General features: G+C 67.3%; 19 protein-coding genes. 16 read left to right on the top strand and 3 right to left on the bottom strand.

The window, feature by feature from the left end:
• Positions 1-39: 39 nt before the first annotated feature.
• The 3 genes from ALI44B_RS04150 to ALI44B_RS04140 are packed head-to-tail and all read left to right on the top strand — an operon-like array spanning position 40 to position 5,294.
• A complete protein-coding gene (locus tag ALI44B_RS04150) occupies positions 40-3,909 on the top strand; it encodes an AAA family ATPase (protein ID WP_077053430.1) in 3,870 nt (1,289 codons plus the stop codon).
• Between the two features lie 9 nt (positions 3,910-3,918).
• Positions 3,919-4,794: a signal recognition particle-docking protein FtsY gene (gene ftsY, locus ALI44B_RS04145; protein WP_077053429.1), complete on the top strand. Its 876-nt coding sequence runs from the start codon at positions 3,919-3,921 to the stop codon at positions 4,792-4,794.
• On the top strand, positions 4,794-5,294 hold the full coding sequence (locus tag ALI44B_RS04140) for a hypothetical protein (protein WP_077053428.1): 501 nt from the start codon (positions 4,794-4,796) through the stop codon (positions 5,292-5,294). Before ftsY ends, ALI44B_RS04140 begins: the two co-directional genes overlap by 1 nt.
• Before the next feature lie 10 nt (positions 5,295-5,304).
• On the opposite strand, the gene lipA is transcribed toward ALI44B_RS04140, so the two are convergent.
• A complete protein-coding gene (gene lipA / locus ALI44B_RS04135) occupies positions 5,305-6,321 on the bottom strand; it encodes a lipoyl synthase (RefSeq protein ID WP_238592050.1) in 1,017 nt (338 codons plus the stop codon).
• 83 nt (positions 6,322-6,404) lie between these two features.
• Positions 6,405-7,073, bottom strand: coding sequence for a lipoyl(octanoyl) transferase LipB (gene lipB, locus ALI44B_RS04130; RefSeq protein ID WP_077053427.1), 669 nt, complete (start codon positions 7,071-7,073; stop codon positions 6,405-6,407).
• 104 nt (positions 7,074-7,177) lie between these two features.
• Between lipB and ffh the strand changes: the two genes are divergently transcribed.
• A complete protein-coding gene (gene ffh / locus ALI44B_RS04125; protein WP_077053426.1) occupies positions 7,178-8,752 on the top strand; it encodes a signal recognition particle protein in 1,575 nt (524 codons plus the stop codon).
• A gap of 128 nt (positions 8,753-8,880) precedes the next feature.
• Here ffh and ALI44B_RS04120 read toward each other — a convergent pair whose 3' ends face one another.
• Positions 8,881-10,020 (bottom strand): glutamate--cysteine ligase, encoded by a 1,140-nt coding sequence (locus ALI44B_RS04120; protein WP_077053425.1) that lies wholly within the window; start codon positions 10,018-10,020, stop codon positions 8,881-8,883.
• 262 nt (positions 10,021-10,282) lie between these two features.
• On the opposite strand from ALI44B_RS04120, the gene rpsP reads away from it, so the two are divergent.
• The 12 genes from rpsP to dprA all read left to right on the top strand — a co-directional run bounded on the left by rpsP (position 10,283) and on the right by dprA (position 19,039).
• Positions 10,283-10,702 (top strand): 30S ribosomal protein S16, encoded by a 420-nt coding sequence (gene rpsP / locus ALI44B_RS04115; RefSeq protein ID WP_077053424.1) that lies wholly within the window; start codon positions 10,283-10,285, stop codon positions 10,700-10,702.
• A 2-nt stretch (positions 10,703-10,704) separates the two neighbouring features.
• Entirely contained in the window at positions 10,705-10,941 is a 237-nt protein-coding gene (locus tag ALI44B_RS04110) for an RNA-binding protein (protein ID WP_077053423.1), read from the top strand.
• Positions 10,941-11,618: a ribosome maturation factor RimM gene (gene rimM / locus ALI44B_RS04105; RefSeq protein ID WP_496507426.1), complete on the top strand. Its 678-nt coding sequence runs from the start codon at positions 10,941-10,943 to the stop codon at positions 11,616-11,618. Before ALI44B_RS04110 ends, rimM begins: the two co-directional genes overlap by 1 nt.
• Positions 11,619-11,621: 3 nt before the next feature.
• On the top strand, positions 11,622-12,329 hold the full coding sequence (gene trmD / locus ALI44B_RS04100; RefSeq protein ID WP_077053421.1) for a tRNA (guanosine(37)-N1)-methyltransferase TrmD: 708 nt from the start codon (positions 11,622-11,624) through the stop codon (positions 12,327-12,329).
• Between the two features lie 140 nt (positions 12,330-12,469).
• Positions 12,470-12,979: a hypothetical protein gene (locus ALI44B_RS04095; RefSeq protein ID WP_077053420.1), complete on the top strand. Its 510-nt coding sequence runs from the start codon at positions 12,470-12,472 to the stop codon at positions 12,977-12,979.
• Positions 12,980-13,143: 164 nt separating this feature from the next.
• Positions 13,144-13,491 (top strand): 50S ribosomal protein L19, encoded by a 348-nt coding sequence (rplS, locus tag ALI44B_RS04090; RefSeq protein WP_077053419.1) that lies wholly within the window; start codon positions 13,144-13,146, stop codon positions 13,489-13,491.
• A 65-nt stretch (positions 13,492-13,556) separates the two neighbouring features.
• A complete protein-coding gene (gene lepB / locus ALI44B_RS04085; protein ID WP_077053418.1) occupies positions 13,557-14,333 on the top strand; it encodes a signal peptidase I in 777 nt (258 codons plus the stop codon).
• Positions 14,333-14,977 (top strand): ribonuclease HII, encoded by a 645-nt coding sequence (rnhB, locus tag ALI44B_RS04080; protein ID WP_077053417.1) that lies wholly within the window; start codon positions 14,333-14,335, stop codon positions 14,975-14,977. The genes lepB and rnhB overlap by 1 nt, the downstream gene beginning before the upstream one ends.
• A 12-nt stretch (positions 14,978-14,989) precedes the next feature.
• Entirely contained in the window at positions 14,990-15,313 is a 324-nt protein-coding gene (locus ALI44B_RS04075; protein WP_077053416.1) for a DUF2469 domain-containing protein, read from the top strand.
• A 96-nt stretch (positions 15,314-15,409) separates the two neighbouring features.
• Positions 15,410-15,763, top strand: a complete 354-nt coding sequence (locus ALI44B_RS04070) for a YraN family protein (RefSeq protein WP_077053415.1) — start codon at positions 15,410-15,412, stop codon at positions 15,761-15,763.
• A gap of 1 nt (position 15,764) precedes the next feature.
• Complete coding sequence (locus ALI44B_RS04065) at positions 15,765-17,297, top strand: YifB family Mg chelatase-like AAA ATPase (RefSeq protein WP_077053414.1); 1,533 nt, start codon at positions 15,765-15,767, stop codon at positions 17,295-17,297.
• Between the two features lie 602 nt (positions 17,298-17,899).
• Positions 17,900-19,039, top strand: coding sequence for a DNA-processing protein DprA (gene dprA, locus ALI44B_RS16275; RefSeq protein ID WP_238592047.1), 1,140 nt, complete (start codon positions 17,900-17,902; stop codon positions 19,037-19,039).
• The last annotated feature ends 5 nt before the right edge of the window (positions 19,040-19,044 follow it).

Below are 19,044 nucleotides of genomic sequence, written 5' to 3'. Positions count from 1 at the left end.
TAGAAAGATAAGAATCCCGCCACCGAAAGGGCGAACCCGGTGTACCTGAAGAGCCTCACGCTGAAGGGGTTCAAGTCGTTCGCGCAATCGACGACGTTCGCCTTCGAGCAGGGCGTCACGTGCGTCGTCGGGCCCAACGGTTCGGGCAAATCGAATGTCGTCGACGCGCTCGCCTGGGTGATGGGGGAGCAGGGCGCCAAAACGCTGCGCGGCGGAAAGATGGAAGACGTCATCTTCGCGGGTACGTCGACGCGCGGGCCCCTCGGCCGGGCCCAGGTTCTGCTCACCATCGACAACTCCGACGGCGCGCTGCCCATCGACTACACCGAGGTCACGATCAGCCGCACGCTGTTCCGCAACGGCGGCAGCGAATACGCCATCAACGGCGACAGCTGCCGGCTGCTCGACGTGCAAGAACTGCTGAGCGACTCGGGTCTCGGCCGCGAAATGCACGTCATCGTCGGCCAGGGGCAGCTCGACCAGGTGCTGCACGCCAGCGCCGAAGAGCGTCGCGGGTTCATCGAAGAGGCCGCGGGCATCCTGAAACACCGTCGGCGCAAAGAGAAGACCGTGCGCAAGCTCGACGCCATGCAGGCCAACCTCACGCGCCTGAGCGACCTCGCGGGCGAGATCCGCCGCCAGCTGAAGCCGCTCGGACACCAGGCTGAGATCGCGCGCGAGGCCCAGAGCATCCAGGCCGTGGTTCGGGATGCCCGAGCCCGCCTCTTGGCCGACGACGTCGTGGCCTTGCGACGCGCCCTCGACGACCACACTCGTGGCGAGCAGGAGCGTCACAGCGAACGCATCGTCGTGCAGGAGCAGCTCGAGCAGGCTCAGTTGCGCGCCTCGCGCCTCGAACAGGCGCAGATCGGCGACGCCGTCGACACCGCCCGGCGCACGGCTTTCGCGCTCGAATCGGTGCAGGAGCGGCTGCGCAGCCTCTACACGTTGGCGAACCAGCGCCTGGCCCTGCTCGGCAGCGAGGCCGAGGCGCCCGACGCGCAGCCGACCGTGAGCGCCGCGACCATCGACGAGGCGCGTGCCGAGCTCGTGCGCCTGACCGCCGCCGTTGACGACGCAGACGACGCCTGGAAGCGGGCCGCCGCCCAGACCGCCACGGCGCGGGCCAGCCTCGACGGCATCGACCAGGAGATCGCGGCGCAGAGCGCGCTCGTCTCGCGCCACGACCTCGAGATCTCGAAACTCAGCGGGCAGGCCGACACGGCCGCATCCCGCCTGGCGGCCGTGCGCGGCGAGCACCTGCGGCAGCAGAATGCGTTGGAGGCGGCCGAGCAACGTCGGCTCGACGCATCCGCCCGCCTGGCCGACCTCGAGGGCGAAGAGGCGCCCACCGACCACGGGCAGTCGGGCCTCGACGAGGAGTACGAGCTCGCGCAGGCGCGCGTGTTCGACACGGATGCCGAGATCGAGCGCCTGCGCGACGAACTGCACCGGGCCGAGCGCGAGCGCGACGCCCTGCAGGCCAAGAAGAGCGCCCTGTCGCGCGCCCTCGACGTGAAGAACGGCTCGGCCGACCTGACGGCGGCCGGGCTCGCAGGCATCCTGGGTGTCGTGGCCGACCACGTGCAGGTGACCCCGGGTTCCGAGGCCGCCATCGCCGCAGCCCTCGGCTCGCTCGCCGAGGCCGTTCTCGCCGACACCGATGACAACGCGGCCCGTGCCGTCGCCTATGCGCGGGACAACAAGCTCGGCCGCGTCGACGTCGTCATCGCCGGCGACGCGTCGCTGCAACAGTCCTCGCCTCCTGGCGCAGATTCCGGCGACGCCACAGACCGGAGCCGCGCCTTAGACGCGGTCGCCGCGGGATCGGGCACGAAGGCCACTGCTCGCCAAGACGGCGCCGGTTCGATGGACCTCCCGCCTCGCGCCGGCAGCCTCGTGCGTGCCGACACGCTCGTGCAGGCCCCCGCCGGCGTGCTCGCGCTCCTCTCGACCATCTACGTCGCGCCGGATGTCGACAGCGCCCGCCGCGAACGCCTCACGCTCGCGCATCCCGATCGCGCGACCATCGTCACCGACGCCGGAGACGTCCTCACCTCTCACGTGCTCTCGGGCGGCTCGGGTGAACAGCCCAGCCGCATCGAACTCTTGGCCGAACGCGACGCCGCGGCCGACGCCCTCGAGGGCCTCACCTCGACCATCGAGCGCCTGCGCTACGAACTCACCGAGCAGCGACAGCAGAATCAGGTGGCGAAGAAGCAGTCCGCCGACGCGCTGCAGATGCTGCGCCAGTACGACGCCGAGCTGGCGGCCCACAGTGAGAAGGTCAACCGCGCGCTCGTGCAGGTCGAGTCGTCGACGGCGGAGTGCGAGCGCATTCGGTCGGCCCTGGCCCTGGCCGAAAACACCGTGAACGACGCGCAGAACGCCCTCGATCAGGCCAAGCAGGCGCTCGACCAGGCCTCGTCCCGCCCGCGGCCGATCCTCGACGTCAGCGCGCGCGACGCCGTGATGGCCGAACTCGACGCGGCCCGCGAAGCCGAGGTGCAGGCGCGCCTCTCCCTCGAGACGGCCCGCGAGCGTGTGCGCCAGGGTGACGCGCGCATCGGTTCGCTCGTGCGCCGCCGCGACCAGGAGCGCCGGCAGGCCGAAGAGGCTGCACGGCGCGCGGTCATCCGTCGTCGCCAGGTGGATGCCGCCACCCACGTCATCGAAACGCTTCCCGCCGTGCTCGCCTCCGTCGACCGTTCGGTGTCCGAGAGCTCTCTGCGTCTCGCCGCCGCGGAGGAGGAGCGTCGCAGCCAGAACGAGGAACTCGGGGCGCTGCGTCGCCAGGAGGCCGGTCTCCGCGAGCGCCTGCAGGCCATCACCGAGAACGTGCACGGCCTCGAGCTGCAGATTTACGAGAAGAAGCTTCACTTGTCCGGTTTGCTCGAGCGCGCCGGTTCGGAGCTCGGGCTCGTTGAAGACGTGCTCGTGGCCGAATACGGCCCCGACCAGCTCGTCCCCGATGATGCCGACCTGCTCGCGACGATCGCGGAGAAACTCGAAGCTCAGGAGGCCGCCGCGGCAGCAGCGGTCATCGCCGAACTCGAGGCCGAGATCGAGGCGGGCAGCGGGGGAGTAGCTGCCGCCACACGCCGCGAGTTCGCCGGCGCCGTCGTGAGTGGTGCCCGTGAGACGGCGCTCGCACCGGTCGGCGACGAAAACGCCGACGCCTCCGGGCAAGGTGACACCGACGGGGACGACGACACGTCTGGAGCCCAGCCCGCCGCGCCCCGCGGCATCCCCTTCGACCGTGCCGCACAGAAGAAGCGTTTCGAGCGCGCCGAACGCAAACTCGCGCAACTCGGCCGCGTCAACCCGCTCGCGCTAGAAGAATTCGCGGCGCTCGAACAACGCCACGCCTTCCTCACCGAACAACTCGCCGATCTCACCAAGACGCGCAAGGACCTGCTCACGATCATCGACGAACTCGACGACCGCATGCAGACCATCTTCCGCAGCGCCTTCGACGACACACAGCGGGCCTTCACCGAGGTGTTCCCGGTGCTCTTCCCGGGAGGCACGGGCAGCATCTCGCTCACGAACCCCGACGACCTCCTCACGACGGGCATCGAGGTGCAGGTCAAACCCGCCGGCAAGAAGATCGAGCGCCTGTCGCTGCTCTCGGGCGGCGAACGTTCACTGGCCGCCGTGGCCCTGCTCATCAGCATCTTCAAGGCCCGCCCGAGCCCGTTCTACATCATGGACGAGGTCGAGGCGGCGCTCGACGATGCCAACCTGGGCCGCCTGCTCGAGATCTTCGAAGACCTCCGCTCGACCAGCCAGTTGATCGTCATCACGCACCAGAAGCGCACCATGGAGATCGCGGATGCCCTCTACGGCGTGTCGATGCGGCAAGACGGCGTGTCGGCGGTCGTCGGTCAACGCGTGGCGACGCCGTAGGCTGGATGCATGGCAGAACGTACACCCTGGTCCCTGTCCGGCGCCCTGCGCGGCATGTTCCAAAAACCCACCATCGACGATGACACCTGGGATCAGCTGGAACACGCTCTCATCACGGCCGATTTCGGCCCCGACCTCACCGAGTTCGTCGTCGACGACCTGCGGCAGAAGGTCGCCCGCTACCGCACGACCGACCCGCGCGACCTGCAGCGCATGCTGCGCGAGTCCATCGAGGAGCGCCTGTCGAAGTACGACACGACGCTGAAGCTCACCGAGCGCCCGGCCGTCGTGCTGGTCGTCGGTGTGAACGGTGTCGGCAAGACCACCACCATCGGCAAGTTCGCCAAGTTCCTCGGCACCTACGGCCGCACGGTGGTCGTCGGGGCCGCCGACACGTTCCGCGCCGCCGCCGTCGAACAGCTCGCCACGTGGGCGGAGCGAGCCGGCGCCGCGATCGTGCGCCCGCAGCAGCAGGGGCAAGACCCCGCATCCGTCGCCTTCCAGACCATCGAATACGCCAAGCGCACGGGCACCGAGATCGTCGTCATCGACACGGCCGGTCGCCTGCAGACGAAGGGCGGGCTCATGGACGAGCTCACCAAGGTGCGGCGCGTCATCGAGAAGCAGGCCCCGATCAGCGAGGTGCTGCTGGTGCTCGACGCCACGACGGGCCAGAACGGGCTGTCGCAGGCCGAGGCGTTCATAGAACACGCCGGCGTGACGGGTCTCGTGCTGACGAAGCTCGACGGTTCGGCGCGCGGTGGATTCGTGCTCGCCGTGCAGGAGAAGACGGGCATCCCCATCAAGCTCGTCGGCCAGGGCGAGGGCATCAACGACCTCACCGGTTTCACGCCGCATGTCTTCGCGCAGAAACTGGTCGGCTAGTGGCGCTCGAGCACGACTACTTCGGCCTGATCGAAGAGCAGCCGGGCGGAGGGCTCTACTGGTCCGAATCGGTCGAGGTCGGCGACCAGTACGTCGATCTGTCCATGAGCGTTCCGCGCGGCGAAGGTGTCAGCGACAAGGATCTCGACATCGCGGCCGCGCTGCTGCAGGCCCTCGAGGGCCTCGACCTGCGGGCCCGCGAGGACATGCTGTCAGCGGTCGACGACCGCGAAAGCGACGTGTCGGTCTTCGTCGTGCAGGCCGTCGAGGAATACGGCGACGGCATCGAGGATCTGTTCGTCGACCACTCGGGTGACCTCGACGTCGACCTCATCCGCTCGCTCGTGCTCACGCGCGTGGCGGTGCACCCGTCGGCGTCCTCCGACACCGAGGCGTTCGTCGACCTCGAGTTCGCGCTCGACCCGGATGGCTCCGACCTCGCGCTTCTCGTCTCGCTCAGCCGCTCGGTCACACCCGTCTCGATCACGATCGTCGAGTAGCGCGCCTCAATTACACCCCCTGCAGGAACACCGGCTCGCCGTCGGTGCGATCGAGGTGTGCGAGGTCGTCGGGCAGGACGCGGCCCTTGGCCCGCATCGACTGCGCCCAGAGCCGGCCCGCGCGATAGCTCGACCGCACGAGCGGCCCGGCCAGCGCCCCCGAGAAACCGATCTCGTCGGCCTCGCCCTTGATCTCGAGAAACTCCTCGGGCGGCAGCCAGCGCGCCACGGGCAGGTGCCGCGGCGTCGGGCGCAGGTATTGCGTGATGGTGATGATGTCGGTGCCCGCGTCGTGCAGATCGCGCAGCGCCTGCGAGATCTCGTGCCGCTCCTCGCCCATCCCGAGGATCAGGTTCGACTTGGTGATCAGGCCGGCCGCCCGCGCCTGCGTGAGGACATCTAATGAGCGTTCATAGCGAAACGCCGGGCGGATGCGCTTGAAGATGCGCGGCACCGTCTCGACGTTGTGCGCGAACACCTCCGGACGCGCCTCGAACACCTCGCCCAGCAAATCGGGGTTGCCCGAGAAGTCGGTCGCGAGAATCTCGACGCCCGTGCCCGGGTTCTCGGCGTGAATGCGCCGCACGGTCTCGGCGTGCAACCACGCCCCCTCATCGGGCAGGTCGTCCCGGGCCACCCCGGTCACGGTCGCGTAGCGCAACTGCATCGCCCGCACGGATGCCGCCACCCGACGCGGCTCGTCGGTGTCGTAGTCGGCCGGCTTACCCGTATCGATCTGACAGAAGTCGCACCGCCTCGTGCACTGCGAACCGCCGATCAAGAACGTCGCCTCACGGTCTTCCCAGCACTCGTAGATGTTCGGACATCCGGCTTCTTGGCACACCGTGTGCAGGTCCTCGCTCTTCACGAGGCTCTGCAGCTGCTGGTACTCGGGCCCCATGCGCGCCTTCGTCTTGATCCACGCCGGCTTGCGCTCGATCGGCGTCTCGCCGTTGCGGACTTCGAGCCGCAGCAGCTTGCGCCCGTTCGCGCCTGTTGCCGAACTCGCCGTCCCCGCAGTCGCCACGCCGCTCGGTGCCGCAGCGCCCGTCGTTCCACAACCCGTCGCCGCCGCACCGTGCGACGCCCCGTTACTCGTCCCGCACGCGCTCACGCCGACACCTCCTCGGTTGCGCCGAACGCTCGAGCGACCGCGCCCGCCACCGTCTTGGGCGCGACATCCTGTCCCGTCACCTCGCGGATAGACGTCACCCCGGCATCCCGAATGCCGCACGGCACGATCTCGGAGAACGGCGCCAGGTCGTTGGTGCAGTTGAGGGCGAACCCGTGCCGCGTCACGCCATCGTTCACGCGGATGCCGATCGCCCCGATCTTGGCGGCGGCGACGCCCGGCCGCTGCACCCACACGCCCGAACGCCCCTCGATGCGCTCGCCCGTGACGCCGAAACCGCCCAGCACCTCGATCAGGATGCCCTCGAGAGCCCGCACATAGGCCACCACATCGATCGGCTCATGCAAACGCACGATCGGATACCCCACCAGCTGCCCCGGCCCGTGCCACGTGATCTTGCCCCCGCGATCCACGTCGACCACGGGTGTGCCGTCCACCGGCCGCTCGTCGTCGGTCGTGCGCCGACCCGCCGTGAACACCGGTTCGTGTTCGAGCAACACGAGCGTGTTGGGCGAACGGCCCGCCACGACATCCGCGTGGATGTCGAGCTGCAATTGCGACCCGTCGTCATACCCGACCGGATGCGGCGAGAACCCGGGTTGCACGAGACGCGGGGCCTCGATCGTCCTGCTGACGGTGACGCTCATGCCGGGCTCCTTCCGGAAGCTTTTCGAGTTAGTGTACTCGATCCAGAAATCGTGTCGAGGTGTCAGCGAACTCCGTGCACCCGATCGACTAAACTTGTCGGATCATGGCGACATTTGGCTCACTGTCCGAACGGCTGACAGACACACTCAAGAACCTCCGCACGAAGGGCAAGCTCTCGGCGTCCGATGTCGACGGCACGGTCCGCGAGATCCGGCGCGCACTGCTCGACGCCGACGTCGCGTTCGATGTGGTCAAGCAGTTCACCAACACGGTGCGCGAGCGCGCACTCGGCGACGACGTCAACCGCGCGCTCAACCCGGCGCAGCAGGTCGTGCAGATCGTGAACGAAGAGCTCGTCAACATCCTGGGTGGCGAGCAGCGCCGCCTGCAGTTCGCCAAGCGCCCACCGACCATCATCATGCTCGCGGGTCTGCAGGGTGCCGGTAAGACGACGCTCGCGGGCAAGCTCGCCAAGTGGCTCGTCAAAGACGGCCACACGCCCATCCTCGTCGCGGCCGACCTTCAGCGCCCCAACGCCGTCAACCAGCTGCAGGTCGTCGGCGGCCAGGCCGGCGTGCCCGTCTTCGCTCCCGAGCCCGGCAACGGCGTCGGCAACCCGGTCAAGGTCGCCAAAGACGCCGTGAAGTATGCCGAGACCAAGCTCCACGACGTCGTCATCGTCGACACGGCGGGCCGCCTCGGCGTCGACCGCGACATGATGAAGCAGGCCGCCGACATCCGCAAAGCCATCGACCCCGACGAGGTGCTCTTCGTCATCGACGCCATGATCGGTCAAGACGCCGTCGCCACGGCCAAGGCCTTCCAGGAGGGCGTCGATTTCACGGGCGTCGTGCTGTCGAAGCTCGACGGCGACGCGCGCGGTGGTGCGGCCCTCTCGGTCGCCTCGGTCACGGGCCGTCCCATCATCTTCGCCTCGACCGGTGAGAGCCTCGACGACTTCGAGCCGTTCTACCCCGACCGCATGGCCAGCCGCATCCTCGACCTCGGTGACATCCTCACCCTGATCGAGCAGGCGCAAGAGGCGTTCGACGAAGACGAAGCGCGCGAGATGGCAGAGAAGTTTGCCACCGACACGTTCACGCTCGAGGACTTCCTCAAGCAGATGCAGCAGCTCAAGAACATGGGCTCCATCAAGAAGATGATGGGCATGCTGCCCGGCATGGGCCAGATGAAGCAGCAGCTCGAGAACTTCGACGAGAGCGAGCTGGTGCGCACCGAGGCGATCATCCAGTCGATGACGCCCGCCGAGCGCCGCAACTCCAAGCTGCTCAACGGCTCGCGTCGTCTGCGCATCGCGCGCGGTTCGGGCACCACCGTCACCGAGGTGAACGCGCTCGTCAACCGCTTCGAGCAGGCGGCCAAGATGATGAAGACCGTGGCCAAGGGCGGCGTGCCGCAGATGCCCGGCATGGGTCCTATCCCGGGCGCCGGCCGCATGCCCAAGAAGCCCGTCGCCAAGAAGAAGGGTGGCTCGAAGTCGGGCAACCCGGCCAAACGTGCGGCCGAGAACGCCGGTCTCGCGGCCGGCCCCGCCCAGCCCGCTGCTCCCGTCGGCACGGGCTTCGGCCTCGCCAAGGGCGCCAAGGGTGCGGATGCCGCAGCCGGCCCCTCGGCGGAAGAACTCGCCACGCTGCAGAAGTTCCTCGGTCGCTCCTAAGCGAGACGCAGAACGAAAGCCGGGTCAGACACACAGGTGTCCGACCCGGCTTTCTGCGCGCGATGGGTCGAGCGCCTCGAAATCGACGGCGGCGCGTTGCGCCTCGCGCTGACCCCGGAACGCAGCGCCTACGCGTCGACGCGCAACCCGTGCCGCAGCTCCTTGGCCAGCATGTGCACGACCGCCGGCAGGCTCCCGCCGTTCGCCTGGGCCACGGCCAGCTGCCGCTGATAACTGGCCCCCACGCGCAGAATCACGAGCGCATCGTTCAATTCCTTCTCGCACCCGAGTCGCCGGGCGATGGGGTTCAGCTCATCCACCAGCTCGGCGATCTCGTCCGTAACCAGGCGCTCGTGCCCGTCGGGTCGCACAATGATCTCGGCCTCCATGCCGTACCGGGCGGCGCGCCACTTGTTCTCGCGCACGAACCACGGCTGCAGCGTGGTGAGGGCCTCGCCGTCGTCGAGCCGCGACGACAGGTGCTCGACCAGGCAGTGGATGAGCGCCGACAACGCCCCGAATTCGGTGATGCTCGAGGCGCCGTCGCACGAACGCATTTCGACCGTTCCCCAGTGCGGCGACGGGCGGATGTCCCAGCGCACCTCGGTGTAGTCCTCGATTATGCCCGTCTTCATCATGTCCTCGACGTAGGACTCGAATTCGCCCCAGTGCTCGAGCTGATAGGGGAGCCCGGCGGTCGGAAGCTGCTGGAACATGAGCGCCCGGTTCGAGGCGTAACCCGTGTCTACGCCGCCCCAGAACGGGCTGGACGCCGACAGGGCCTGCAGATGGGGCGAATAGGTCAAGAGCCCGTTCACGAGCGGCAGCACCTTGCGCACGTCCTCGACGCCGACGTGCGCGTGCACGCCCCAGATCATCATGTTGCGGCCCCACCACTGCGTGCGGTCGATGAGCTTGGCGTAACGGTCCTTGGCCGTGACCTCCTGGTCGAACCACTGCCCGAACGGATGCGAACCGCTGCCCACGAGCTCGATGCCCAGCGGGTCGGTGATGGCCCGAACCTCGTCGATCTGGCCGGAGAGGTCGGCGATGGCATCCGGGACGCTGTGGTGCACCCCCGAGACGAGTTCGACCGTGTTGCGCAGCAGCTCGCCCGTGATGTGAGGATGCGGCGCGCCATCGGTGCTCAGCTGCTCGAGCACCTGATCGGCCGCCGAAACGAGGTCGCCCGTGTCCCTATCGACGAGGGCCAACTCCCACTCGAGGCCGACGGTGGAGCGCTCCGAGGAGGCGAAATCGATACGCATGGTGGATCCTCGTCTGTTCGTGCATTCGGCCGATTACCGTTCGGATGCTTCCGCCATTTTCACACGGAGGTGCGAAGCGCCAACATCCGCGTGTCTCGGATTATCACAAACCGCCCCGCATCTGACAGAATGGTTAGTCGAGTCCGTACCCATCCGACCCTCTAATCAGACGGGTACAGACGCCATCACAGTTTTCGTACCGAGCGTGCCCCCACCTTTCGGTATCGAGCACGAATCAGTCATCAAAAATTTCAGGAGAATTGTGTCTGTCAAGATCCGTCTGAAGCGTCTCGGTAAGATCCGCGCGCCCTACTACCGCATCGTCGTCGCCGACTCGCGCACCAAGCGCGATGGTCGTGTCATCGAAGAAATCGGCATCTACCACCCCACCGAAGAGCCCTCGGTCATCGAGGTCGACTCCGAGCGTGCGCAGTACTGGCTCTCCGTGGGCGCTCAGCCCACCGAGCAGGTTGCCGCTCTGCTCAAGCTCACTGGCGACTGGGGCAAGTTCAAGGGTGACAAGGACGCCGTCTCCACCGTCCGCGTGAAAGAGGCCAAGGTTCCTTTCGTCGCCGACGAGAAGAAGAAGCCTGTTCTGAAGCCCAAGGCTGAGAAGCCTGCCGAGAAGCCGGCCGAAGAGGCCGCTCCCGAGGCTGCTGCCGAAGAGTCGACCGAGGCCTAGTCTTGCTCGCTCCCGCACTCGAACACCTCGTCAAAGGGATTGTTGACCATCCCGACGATGTGCGCGTCGTTGCGAAATCGTCACCACGTGGCGAGGTCCTCGAGGTTCGTGTGAACCCCGAGGACCTCGGTCGTGTGATCGGTCGCTCCGGACGCACCGCTAAAGCACTCCGCACGCTCGTTGCCGCGTTGGCCGATGGCCGCCGCGTTCGTGTCGACGTCGTCGACACCGACAACTGATCGTGGAAACCCCGCAGGCGCCGGCCGACCAACTCCGGGTCGGCCGCCTCGTCAAAGCGCACGGCCTCAAGGGCGCGCTCAAGATCGAGCTTTACACCGACGACCCCGCCGCGCGCTTCGTGCCCGGCGCCGTCTTCTCGTTGCAGGTGCCCACATCTTCTCCGTGGCACGGCAAGACGCTCGAACTGAAAGAGCTGCGCTGGTACAACCAGAACCCCGTCGGCTTCTTCGTCGGTGTCGACGACCGCAACGCCGCCGAAACGCTCATCAAAGCCATCCTCTGGGTCGAGCACGACGATGACGCATCGTCCGAGCCGGATGCCTGGTACGACCACCAGCTCATGGGCCTGAAGGTGCTGCGCGACGGCATCGAGGTCGGCACCGTGTCGCGCGTCGAGCACTTCCCGGCGCAAGACCTGCTCATCATCGACACGCCCAAGGGCGACGTCATGGTTCCCTTCGTCGGCGCCATCGTGCCCGAGGTGAACATCGAGGCGGGCACGCTCACGGTCACTCCCCCGACGGGTCTCTTCGAGGAGATTCCCGACGACCCGGCCGATGCCGAGCCCGTAGCCACTTCCGAGGTCGACGCCGCGACTGCGGATGAGCCTGCCGACGAAGAAGACACCCCGCCGGCCGATTCCGACAGCGGTCGGGCCACTCCGAACGCCGGCTGATCGATGCGACTCGACATCGTCACGATCTTTCCCGAGTTCTTCGATGTCCTGGACATCTCGCTGCTCGGCAAAGCACGCGCCAACGGCCTAATCGACCTCTCGGTGCACAATCTGCGCGATTTCGCGCACGACCGGCACCGTACGGTCGACGACACGCCGTATGGCGGCGGCGCGGGCATGGTCATGAAGCCCGAACCCTGGGGTGAGGCATTCGACCAGATCCTGGGTGAAAACACCGCGGATGAGGCCTCCGCACCGGTCGTCATCTTCCCGTCGCCCGCCGGCGAGGTCTTCACGCAGGCTATGGCGCGCGAACTCAGCAACGAACCGCAGCTCGTCTTCGGGTGCGGCCGCTACGAGGGCATCGACCAGCGTGTCTTCGACGACACCGCCCAGCGCGCTCGTGTCAAACTCGTGAGCCTCGGCGACTACGTGCTCAACGGGGGAGAGGTCGCCGTCATGGCGATGATCGAGGCGATCGGCCGGCTCATCCCCGGCGTCGTCGGCAACCCGCAGTCGCTCGTCGAGGAGTCGCACGAGGACGGTCTGCTCGAATACCCGAGTTACACGAAACCGGCCGAGTGGCGGGGACATCGCGTGCCCGACATCCTGTTGAGCGGCAATCACGGCGCAATCGATAGGTGGCGTCACGAGCAGCAGGTGGAGCGCACCAAGCGTGTGCGGCCCGACTTGTTGCCCGACGGGGAGTAGTTGCCGCGTCACGACGTGCGCTCGAGACGATCGCCGCCGAACCGGATCGGCTGTCTCGCGGCGGCGTGCTCTGAGCGAACGCCGCGCTGAATCCGGCCGCTTTCGGCGCTTTCCGAGCCGCATCCTCGTAGGCTGTTCCCATGTTCGTGCGTCGCGCATTCTTCAACTGGATGTTCCTGGCTGCCGCCGTGCTGCCCATTTGGCCCCTCATCAGCGTCGGCATCTTCAGCGGCAGTGGTTGGACGTTCCTCGGCCTCATCGTCGCGATGCCCATCCTTTTCATCGCCCTCGTCGTCGTCGCCTTCTTGGTTCGCGCGCGTTTCGACGTGCGTCAGCAGCGCGCCGTCTCCTGGGCGGATGTCGCCGTCCTCTCCGTCTGGCACGCGACGATCATCGCGTTCGGCTTCTTCACGCCGGCCAGCGCCATCCTCGCCACGGCCGGCATCATCATCGGCATCGCGATCTTCTGGTTCGAGCTCTGGCAATTGCTGCGCAGCGCCGCCGAACGAGCCCGCGCAGCCATGGCCGAATACGAGCAGATGAGCCGTCAGCCCGCCTCGTCGCCCCGCATGCCGCGCCCGTCAGAACCGGCCCAGGTCGAGGAGTTCATCGTCATTCAGGAAGAGCGCCGCTCGGGCGAGGCATCCTGACGCCTCTGAGCTTTGCCAAGAGGGGTCCCCGCATGGCAGAATGGTCGATTGTGCCGCGGCCTGCTCTGCCACAGGGGAGCCAGCATCAACGTCGGACACCATAAATCTCATTCAAACCCCTATTTTCGTAGTCGACCTGTGGCGGTTACAGAGAGCGAAGCAACATGCACATCCTCGACCACGTCGATGCAGCATCCCTCCGAAACGACATCCCCGATTTCCGCGCCGGCGACACCGTCAAGGTGCACGTCAACATCGTCGAGGGCAGCCGCTCGCGTATCCAGGTGTTCCAGGGCGTCGTCATCGGCCGTCAGGGCGAGGGCATCCGCGAGACGTTCTGCGTCCGCAAGGTGAGCTTCCAGGTCGGCGTCGAGCGCACCTTCCCGGTGCACTCCCCGGTGATCGACCACATCGAGGTCGTTACCCGCGGTGACGTCCGTCGCGCGAAGCTGTACTACCTGCGCGACCTGCGCGGCAAGAAGGCCAAGATCAAGGAAAAGCGCGACCGCTAAGCGCGTTGCTCCAGCCGTCTTACAGGCTCCCCGCCGATACACTGGTGGGGAGCTTTGGCGGTTAAATGACAGACAACATTTCGGCTGCAGACGATTCTGCGGCCACCCTCGAGAATCCGACGACCCGTCGGGGCGCACACCGTTCCGAGAAGCGCGGCGGCTGGATTTTCGTTCGCGACATCCTCGTCATCTTCGTGGTTGCGCTCCTGGTGTCGTTCCTCATCAAGACGTTCCTGGTGCGGTCGTTCTACATCCCCTCGGGGTCGATGAAGGACACGCTGCAGATCGACGACCGCATCCTCGTGAACGAGCTCGTGCCCAATGTCATCAACCTCGAGCGGGGCGATGTCGTCGTGTTCCGCGATCCGGGCGGATGGCTGCCTCCCGCCGCTCCCAAGCCCGATCCCGGCCCCCTCGCCGCCAGTGCCGAGTGGGTTCTCTCGCTCGTGGGCCTTGCATCGCCCGATAGCGACGACCACCTCATCAAGCGGGTCATCGGCCTGCCCGGCGACCGCGTCGAATGCTGCAACGCGCTCGGCCAGATGACGGTCAACGGCGTGCCGCTCAACGAGCCCTACGTGCTCATGCCGCCGGGCAAAGACAGCGTCTCCGAGATCAAGTTCAGCGTCACCGTGCCGAAAGACTCGTTGTGGGTCATGGGCGACAACCGCTACGACTCGGCCGACTCGCGCTACAACCAGGATGACCCGGGCAAGGGTTTCGTGCCCATCGACGATGTCGTCGGCCGCGCGTTCGTGATCACGTGGCCCTTCGATCGTTTCGGATGGCTCGGCAACTACCCCGAGACGTTCCAGGGCGTTCCCGAGAGCCCCTCGAAGTAATGCCCGTGGTCGAACCGACCGATCTGGTCGAACGTGAGTTGTTTGCGGCGGGTTCCACGCTGGTCATCGGTGTCGACGAGGTCGGGCGTGGCGCGATCGCTGGCCCGGTTGCGGTCGGGATGTCGGTCATGTCGGCAACGTGCGGCGCACATCCTGCGGGCGTTCGAGACTCCAAGCTGCTCAGCGAGAAGAAGCGCGTCGAGCTGGCGCCGCTGCTGCGCGAGTGGTCGGTCGCGTCGGCCGTCGGCCTGGCGTCGCCTCAAGAGATCGACGAGTTGGGCATCGTTCACTGCCTCGGCCTGGCGGCGAAGCGTGCTCTCGGCTCGTTGCACGTGGCGGGCATTCCGGTGGCCGCCAGCACGATCCTGCTCGACGGCAACAGCGACTGGCTCAACCCGATCCTGGCGAGCCCGCTCGATGTGCGCACGCGCGTGAAGGCCGACCGCGACTGCGTGTCTGTGGCTGCGGCATCCGTGATCGCCAAGGTGCACCGCGACGAGCTGATGGTCGCCGCGCACGAGACTCGGCCTGATTTCGGCTGGGCGGGCAACAAGGGATACGGCAGCACGCAGCATATGGAGGCTGTGCGGGCACTCGGCCCGAGCGACTTCCACCGGCGCACGTGGCTGGTCTCCTACGCGTAGGATGGACGGACGATGGATGAAGACGAGTTCGAGGACTACGACCGCGAGGTCGAGCTTGCTCTGTACCGCGAGTACCGTGATGTTGTTTCCCAGTTCACCTATGTGATCGAGACGGAGCGACGCTTCTATCTCGCCAACGAGGTCGAGCTCAACCGGCGCGATACCGAGCATGATTTCTATTTCGAGATCACCATGAAAGACGTCTGGGTGTGGGATGTCTACCGTTCCGACCGCTTCGTGAAGTCGGTGCGCGTGCTCACGTTCAAAGACGTGAACATCGAAGAATTGACCACGCGCGACTTCGAGTTGCCGAAAGAGCTCGCACTCGACGAGTAGTTCTGCACAACCCGCGTCAGGCGTGATTTCTCCACAGATGGGGTGACTGCCGCCGCGCGAGTGTCCTGTGCCGCCACAGTCGTTGTGGAGGTTCACATGGGACACAACGCAGAGTTGGGGCGGCTGGGCGAGAGCATCGCCGCCGAGCATTTCGAGAAGATCGGCTATTCGGTGTTGGCGCGCAATTGGCGCTGTCGGCACGGCGAGATCGACCTGATCGTGGGTTGGGGCGACCACATCGTCGCCGTCGAGGTGAAAACTCGGTCGAACGAGCGGTTCGGCCATCCGTTCGAGGCCATCACGCCGGCCAAACGCGTGCGCATGTATCGCCTGGCGCAGCTGTGGCGAGCGTCGAGCGACCGGCCTGAGGCGCGCGTGCGGGTGGATGCCATAGCCATCGTCCTGCAGCGCGGCCGGCCTGCCCGTGTCGAGCACCTCCCGGCGGTGTGACGTGGCGGTCGCACGAACCTGGTCGGTGGCCCTATCAGGGTCCGAGGGCACCGTCATCGAGGTCGAGGCGGACATCTCGGCGCAGCTCCCGGCGCTGATCATCATCGGTTTGGCCGATCGCTCACTCGGCGAGGCCGGCGGGCGTGTGCGACAGGCGGCCCGCAATTCCGGCTGCAGCCTGTCGTCGCAGCGGCTCACCGTCAATCTGTCGCCCGCCAGCCTGCCGAAGCACGGTTCGGCGTTCGATTTGGCTATTGCGCTCGCTTGTTTCGCCGCCGACGGTGTCGTGTCTCGCGAGTCGATCGACGACACCGTTCACCTGGGTGAGCTGGGTCTCGACGGCCGACTTCGTCCGATATTCGGGGTGCTGCCCGCCGTCCTCGCGGCCGCTCGCGCCGGTCGCGTTCGCGTCATGGTGCCGGCCGCCAATCTGGCCGAGGCGCAGCTGGTGCCGGGTATCAGCGCGGTGGGGGTGACATGCCTGCGCGATGCCGCCATCTTCCATGGGGCGTCGCTCGCCCCCGAGCCTGTCGAAGCGATTCCCTTCGTGGGGCGCGCCGCCCCACCGGCTGTCGCTCCCGAATTGGGCCGGATAGCCGGTCAAGACGTGCCCGTGCAGTCGCTGCTGGTCGCGGCAGCCGGCGGCCATCACATCTATTTCCTCGGGCCTCCCGGGGCGGGCAAGACCATGCTGGCGCACTGCTTGCCGGGCATCCTGCCCGATCTGTCCGTCAGTGAGGCCCTCGATGTCATGTCGGTGCGTTCCCTCGGCGGCGAGGCGGTCGGGCCCGAGCTGCTTCGGCGCCCTCCGTTCGAGGCCCCGCATCATGGAGCGTCTTCGGCCGCCATCCTGGGGGGTGGCTCCGGCACGATCCGACCGGGTTTGGCGGCGCGAGCCACCGGGGGAGTGCTGTTTCTCGATGAGGCGCTCGAGTTCCCGGCTGCCGTGCTCGACGCGTTGCGGCAGCCTCTTGAGTCGGGGCAGCTCACCATCCATCGTTCGGGGGTGATGGCGCAGTTCCCCGCGCGGTTCCAGCTGGTGCTTGCGGCGAACCCGTGCCCGTGTGGTCAGTTCGGCTCGCGCGACGGATCGTGCACGTGCCCGCCGTCGACGGTGAGGCGATATCAGGGGCGACTGTCGGGTCCACTGCTCGACCGTGTCGACCTGCGGGTGCGCGTCGACCGGGTGAGTGCCTCCGAGCTGCACGCGTCGGGCGGCGATCGCCTCTCGACGGCCGAGGCGCGAGAGCGTGTGGCGGCAGCCCGGCAACGCTCTGCCGAACGGCTCGCGGGCACGCCATGGGCGCTCAACGCGCGTGTTCCGGGCGAGTGGCTCCGAGACCCCGCCCATCGGCTGCCCGCGCGCTTGTGCTCGAACCTCGACGATGCGCTCGAGCGAGGGTCGCTCTCTATGCGCGGGTACGACCGGGTTCTGCGCATCGCATGGACCTTGGCCGACCTCGACGGCACGGCGTTGCCCACGGTCGAGCATCTGGGGCTCGCCGCGTTCATGCGACAGGGGGCGCGGGCATGATGAACTGTGAGCCAGGGGCCCAGCCGGGTCTCGTTCAGGAGGTCACCGACACAGTCGCGACGCTTCGTCCATCGTCTGCCCGGCATGAGAGCGATGAGCGGTTCGCTGAACGTACTGCGCGAGTCATCCTCAGCTCCCTTGCCGAACCGGGTGACGGGGTGCTCGGCGATCTCCTCGTCGAATTCGGGGCGATCGACGTGCTGGATCGCCTCTGGGGGGCTCGAGCCGGCGGTGCGGGCCTCGGCCGCCACGAGTTCGGGCGGGCACTCGCGCGGGCGGGCGACGACAGATCCGGCGACAACCGCAGCGCGGTATTCGGACCAGTCGGTCTCAGCGCGACCGAGCCGGCTCACAGCGCTCGCCGCGGGCGCACTCGGGCCACTTCCTGCGATTCATCCTCGGAGGGACGAGCACGAGACTGGGGGGCCAACGTGTCCGAGTCGAACCCTGTCGAGGCCTCCCCGAGGGACGACCTTCTCGAACCATTTCGCTCAGATGAGTGGGCAGGAAGCGTCCGTCAGACGCGCTCAGACCGACGAGTTCGGAGCGGCAATCGCGACGGGGGTTCTGGCGGCGCAAGCCTCGATTCCGCCCTGAAGGGGGTGTCGACATCCCTCGAAACCTGGATGCTCCGCCTCGACCGCGTCGAGCAGTCCCTCAACCTGTCTGTCGCCCGTTCGGTCAGCGCCGAGCTTCTCATCCCGGGGGATGACGATTGGCCCCTCGGCGTCGACGACCTGGGCCGACATGCGCCCCTCGTGTTGTGGGTGCGTGGGAGAGCGAGCGACCTCGGGGGTGCTCGTCCCGCTGTGGCCCTGGTCGGCGCGCGCGCGTGCTCCGCGTACGGACAGCAGGTCGCAACCGACGCAGCCTGGCATCTCGCGCGAAGAGGGGCGACGCTCTTCTCGGGCGGGGCCTACGGCATCGACGGAGCGGTCCACCGAGCAGCCATCCGAGCCGGCGGGCGAACCGTCGCATTCCTCGCCGGGGGAGTGGACCGCCTGTACCCGGCGGGACACCATGCCCTTCTCGAGTCCATCATCGACAACGGAGCTCTCGTCTCGGAGGTGCCGTGTGGCACCACACCGACGAAGTGGAGGTTCCTGCAACGCAACCGGCTCATAGCCGCCGCGAGCCAGGCCACCGTCGTGGTCGAGGCGGGCTCGCGGTCGGGCTCACTGAACACGGCCGGGCACGCGGCGCATCTCGGGCGGCCGCTCGGGGCGGTGCCCGGCCCCGTGACGACGGCACATTCGATCGGGTGCCACCGGCTTCTGCGCGAATATGGCGCGACCTGCGTCACCTCGGGCGACGAGATGATGCAACTCATCGAGCCGCTTCACGGCTCCCTGACCGCCCCACCTGCGCCACGGTCGACCACGACTCAGGCTCCGACTCGGGCTCCGGCTCCTACTGCGAGTCCAGATCAGGTTCCCGCTCCCACTCCCGCTCTGGCTCCTGATCGGGTTCCCGCTCCGACTCCGACTCCGACTCCAGATCAGGTTCCCGCTCCGACGCCGGTCGTCGCCCCGAGGCCCTGTCACTCGAAGGACGAAGAGCCGCGAGCGAGGCGCGTGATCGACGCTTTGAGCGCTCGCACGCCACGACGGCCGCTCGACCTGTCGCGGCTATCCGGCCTTCCCCTGACGGACGTCGTCGCCGAACTCGGTTCGCTTCAGCTGCGAGGGGCCGTGACGTCGACGGAGACGGGGTGGCTCTATGTGCCGCGAACGCTACGGTAACGGCG

Source organism: Leifsonia sp. ALI-44-B (genome assembly GCF_001984125.1).
Lineage (GTDB): Bacteria > Actinomycetota > Actinomycetes > Actinomycetales > Microbacteriaceae > Okibacterium.
This window is presented reverse-complemented; position numbering and strand designations above follow the sequence as displayed.

Excerpts from the sequence above, each read along its gene's own strand:
- lipB (WP_077053427.1), bottom strand. The coding sequence starts at position 7,073 with ATGAGCGTCACCGTCAGCAGGACGATCGAGGCCCCGCGTCTCGTGCAA.
- ALI44B_RS04070 (WP_077053415.1), top strand. The coding sequence starts at position 15,410 with ATGGGACACAACGCAGAGTTGGGGCGGCTGGGCGAGAGCATCGCCGCC.
- ftsY (WP_077053429.1), top strand. The coding sequence starts at position 3,919 with ATGGCAGAACGTACACCCTGGTCCCTGTCCGGCGCCCTGCGCGGCATG.
- rplS (WP_077053419.1), top strand. The coding sequence starts at position 13,144 with ATGCACATCCTCGACCACGTCGATGCAGCATCCCTCCGAAACGACATC.
- ALI44B_RS04095 (WP_077053420.1), top strand. The coding sequence starts at position 12,470 with ATGTTCGTGCGTCGCGCATTCTTCAACTGGATGTTCCTGGCTGCCGCC.
- lepB (WP_077053418.1), top strand. The coding sequence starts at position 13,557 with ATGACAGACAACATTTCGGCTGCAGACGATTCTGCGGCCACCCTCGAG.
- ALI44B_RS04120 (WP_077053425.1), bottom strand. The coding sequence starts at position 10,020 with ATGCGTATCGATTTCGCCTCCTCGGAGCGCTCCACCGTCGGCCTCGAG.
- rnhB (WP_077053417.1), top strand. The coding sequence starts at position 14,333 with ATGCCCGTGGTCGAACCGACCGATCTGGTCGAACGTGAGTTGTTTGCG.
- ffh (WP_077053426.1), top strand. The coding sequence starts at position 7,178 with ATGGCGACATTTGGCTCACTGTCCGAACGGCTGACAGACACACTCAAG.
- trmD (WP_077053421.1), top strand. The coding sequence starts at position 11,622 with ATGCGACTCGACATCGTCACGATCTTTCCCGAGTTCTTCGATGTCCTG.
- ALI44B_RS04075 (WP_077053416.1), top strand. The coding sequence starts at position 14,990 with ATGGATGAAGACGAGTTCGAGGACTACGACCGCGAGGTCGAGCTTGCT.